Here is a 1,770-nt window from a genome sequence, read left to right as displayed (position 1 = left end):
GAGGCTGGGCCAAAACTAGCTTCTATAAATGAAAAAAGTGAAATCGCACCGGCGATTTCACTTTTTTCATATTGTTTCTTATCATCTATGTGGACAAGATCTTACGGTCTTGCCGCATATTTTCTTAAATTTACGGCCATTAATGCGAGGCCGATGTCGTTTTCAACTTTCGATTTTCCTCGTACAGAAAATCGAGTGAAACCTAAATTAGCCTTCAGAAATCCAAAAATTGGTTCCACGTCAATTTTACGTTGACGATAAATAGCACCAGTTTTTTCATCTGAAAGCTTATCTCTTATATATTCTTTTTGTTGTTCCCACGTCTCATTGACCATCAGCTTACGGTTTTTTCCCTCTTGCGCCTTAGTACAATTTATACGAAGTGGGCAAACCGTACAGTCTTCACATTCATATATTTTAAACGTGCGCTGGAAACCTGTTTTGTCTGTTCGATTCGAATGATATTTAAACGTCACTTGTTGTCCGTTCGGACAAGTATAGGCATCGTTTTCTTCGTCGTACAACCAATTGCTCGTTTTAAACGGGTCCATTTTAAACTTTTTCTTTTGTTCATTTAAGTAGTGACCATATGTAATCAGCGGTGTTCGTTTACGCTTTGTTAAAATGTCATCGTAATTTTGTTCGCTGCCATATCCGGCATCTGCGACGATATGTTCAGGTAATGAAAAGTACTGTTCTTCAATTTGATCAAGAAATGGTGTAAGTGTTTTTGTATCCGTTGGATTAGAAAAAATGCCGTAGGCAAGTGTATATTGTCCTTCGGACGCTATTTGAAGATTATACCCAGGCTTTAATTAGCCGTTTTGCATATAATCATCCTTCATTCGCATGAATGTCGCATCGTTGTCTGTTTTTGAATAACTATTCCGTGTACCAAATATCTCGAAGTCCTTTTGATATTTCTGCTTTCGTTCAATCCAATCATAAACCTGTTTCACGATTTGTTTAGGTGTTTTTCGTTCGGCACGCAACATTTTGCGTTCATTGACATCACTAGAATTCTCGATTTTTTCCGTATATTCTTCAATGACTTCCTCTAGTTTTTCAGTGATTTGGGATAGCTCTTCAATTGAAAGTTGTTCATTGGTTTCTCGCGTTATTTCAGGAATGATTTGTTTTTCAAGTAGCTCATTATAAAGCTGATTAGACTTCTCCACTAGATTCGTATTATATTTTTCAATGGATTTCTTCCATACAAAGGTGAATTTATTCGCGTTTGCTTCGATTTTTGTACCATCAATAAAAATCGCTTCCTGATCAATTAGTTTTTCTTGAACAAGCTGACAACGAAACTGGACAAAGCACTGACGAATTAACTCTTTCATATCTAGATGAACACGGAAACGATTAATCGTGCGGTAGCTTGGCTCATAACCTTGTGCTAGCCACATCATACGAATGCTGTCTTTCGTTAAGTCTTCAATTTTACGACCAGAGAAAGCAGACTGTGTATAACCACATAGAATGATTTTTAACATCATGCGTGGGTGATAGGATGGACAACCTGTATTATGAACAAAGGAATAAAAAGCTTGTTCGGGAATACTCTCTACTAAATGGTGAATAGAAAAGGCAATATCATTTTCCTGTAATTTAACTGCTAAATCTAAAGGCAAAACTAATTGATTCATGTTATAATTTTTAAACATAAGGACCCTTCTTTCTGATTGAATTTTGTGTGGTAACTTTATTTTATCAGAAGTGGTCCTTATTTTTATTTTTAAAAAAATTAAGCCGGTGAAATTTTAC

The 1,770-nt window shown here is 35.9% G+C and carries 1 pseudogene; it reads right to left on the bottom strand.

Annotated features, from left to right (window positions below):
• Positions 1-101: 101 nt before the first annotated feature.
• Positions 102-1,670, bottom strand: a pseudogene (locus IE222_RS26155) (IS1182 family transposase).
• Positions 1,671-1,770: the final 100 nt, after the last annotated feature.

The sequence above is a fragment of the Neobacillus kokaensis genome (assembly GCF_014656545.1).
Classification (GTDB): Bacteria; Bacillota; Bacilli; order Bacillales; family Cytobacillaceae; genus Neobacillus; species Neobacillus kokaensis.
The sequence above is the reverse complement of the archived record's forward strand: the minus strand, read 5'-3'. Positions and strand labels throughout refer to the sequence as shown.